Genomic DNA, 2,079 nt, shown 5'->3' with positions numbered 1-2,079 from the left:
GCGGTCGATGACAATGAAATAATTGGAAACGTTGCATATAGTCCTGTATTTATTGCCGAAAAACCAGATTTCCATGGGTATATTCTGGCACCACTCGCTGTTAAGCCAGAATGCCAAGGTAATGGTATTGGGAGTAAACTAATTGATGCTGGGATTAAGCGATTGCGTAGTATGAATGTGACTATTGTCTTCGTGTATGGTGATCCTAGGTATTATGAACGATTTGGCTTTAAAGCAGAGTTGGCAACACATTTCATTACTCCATATCCATTGGAGTGGCCTTTTGGTTGGCAGGCGCTCCTACTTGGCGAGATAGAGGAGCCAAATGCTGCTGTGAATATCAAATGCGTAAAGTCTTTAAACAATCCTAAACTATGGTGATAGGTTGCTAATATCAAGTCAGGGTTTTAATACTTTAAATCATGTCAGGATAATTACCCTTAATAAAAACCTCCCCTATCTCCCTACACTTCCCACCCTCTCTCTAATTATGGGTATTCAACCTGACTTGATATTACAACTGATTTAGGATTGCTATAATACGTTCACTTAGGCTTTTAAAGCCTAGTGTTTTCATTAATTTGAGCCATAGATTTGCCAAATTCAGATCTTCCCAATAGATTGTTCAAGTTATTGGAAATAATGCGGGTCATGGGATGTTCCTCTCCCAACTGCTTGACAGCAATCTGTAGAGCCTGTTGGAAGAGGGTTTCGGCTTCCGAGTAGCGCCCCTGGCTCTTGTACAGATAAGCCAGGTTGTTGAGGCTTTCTGCTACAGCAGGGTGTTGTTGACCCAATAGGCGTTTCCTCAGGTCTAAGGCTTGCTTGAACCGGGGTTCCGCTTCTTGGTAGCGCCCTTGGCTATAGTACAGTGCTGCCAGGTTGTTGAGGCTACTTGTCACATCTGGGTGTTCTTCACCCAGAAGGCGTTTCCTCAGCTTTAAGGCTTTCTGGTACGGGGGTTCCGCTTCTTGGTAGCGCCCCTGTCTTTCGTACAGATAAGCCAGGTTGTTGAGGCTGGTGGCCACAGCTGGGTGTTCTTCACCCAAGCGCTCTCTAACCGTTGATAAGCATTGCTGATACCAAGGCAAGGCTTGTTCGTAAGCACCTTGAGCCTGGTAAAAGCGCGCTAAGCCTACAAAAGGCCAGATTAAATCTTCGTCATTTAAGTAATCCTTTTGGTTAGTGACAACTTCCACCAGGTGAGGGATAGCAGGGGTAATTTCTCTAATTTTTGACTGAGTTGGGGTCTGAGGAATATCCTTTGCTATTGCTACTATCGCTGAAAAAAATCCCTGTTTGAGAGTTTCAATATCAGCTAATTGTTCCCCCTTGATACTCAAAAATTCTCTAATCCGTTCCTGAAGTTGGTAGGTATTCTCATCCAACTTCTGTAGTAAATACTTTTGAACTAAGATATCCCGATTAACCACCAAATCAAATTCCAAGCTAGCAGCCCTAGCCGCCTGGGATACTAATGACCATGGAATAGGAGCCAAGGCAAACAAACTCAGCAGAGCAGCCATGGTTTGAGCTGAAGACTCTAAGGAATCCCAATTGAGTTCCAGCACAACATCTGTACCAGAGTCACCTTCTTGAGATTGCTTTTGCTCTAGGAGCAATAAAATTTCTTCTAGCATCATGTAGTCCCTGGCTTTGAGAACAGCCCTGCCAAAGTGTATAACGCTAAAGGTTCAAAGCTTACTTTTTTACAGAGTGTTTTGGCAAACTCTAGGTCTTTTTGATCAAACTCTTGCCTTAACAACTTTGCTAATAATTCTAGAGCCTCTGTTTCTGGTAATCCCCCTAGAGGAATTGACGCATAGGGTAACTGTGAGCTACGTGTAGTAATTAATACCCTAAATCGAGAACCCATGGGCGGTAAGTATTTTTCGATTTGCTCGATGTCAGTGACATTATCGAAAACTAATAAAACCTTACCTGGTTGCCATTTTTTCCAGCAATAAGCAAGTTGGCTAGCAATGCTGAGATTTTTAGGCATCGGAAAACCAGGAAAATCATTCACAAATGCAAATTCCGAGAGCTGGGTGACAATATCGACTCCCTGGAGATTTAACC

Annotated in this window: 3 protein-coding genes; 1 reads left to right on the top strand and 2 read right to left on the bottom strand. The window is 43.1% G+C overall.

From position 1 onward, the window contains the following. A partial coding sequence (locus F6K53_RS38265) for an N-acetyltransferase (RefSeq protein WP_293084998.1) occupies window positions 1-381 on the top strand: 381 nt, incomplete at its 5' end. A 176-nt stretch (window positions 382-557) separates the two neighbouring features. Here the strand turns inward: F6K53_RS38265 and F6K53_RS38260 are convergent. Both F6K53_RS38260 and F6K53_RS38255 read right to left on the bottom strand, forming a co-directional pair. Beyond that, window positions 558-1,643: a tetratricopeptide repeat protein gene (locus F6K53_RS38260; protein ID WP_293084995.1), complete on the bottom strand. Its 1,086-nt coding sequence runs from the start codon at window positions 1,641-1,643 to the stop codon at window positions 558-560. Then, window positions 1,640-2,079 (bottom strand): NB-ARC domain-containing protein (locus F6K53_RS38255; RefSeq protein WP_293084992.1); only part of this gene is annotated, 440 nt, incomplete at its 5' end. The genes F6K53_RS38260 and F6K53_RS38255, both read right to left, overlap by 4 nt.

This window comes from Moorena sp. SIO4A1 (genome assembly GCF_010672065.1).
Lineage (GTDB): Bacteria > Cyanobacteriota > Cyanobacteriia > Cyanobacteriales > Coleofasciculaceae > Moorena.
Note: the sequence above shows the minus strand (reverse complement) of the source record. Positions and strands in the feature narration are given on the sequence as shown.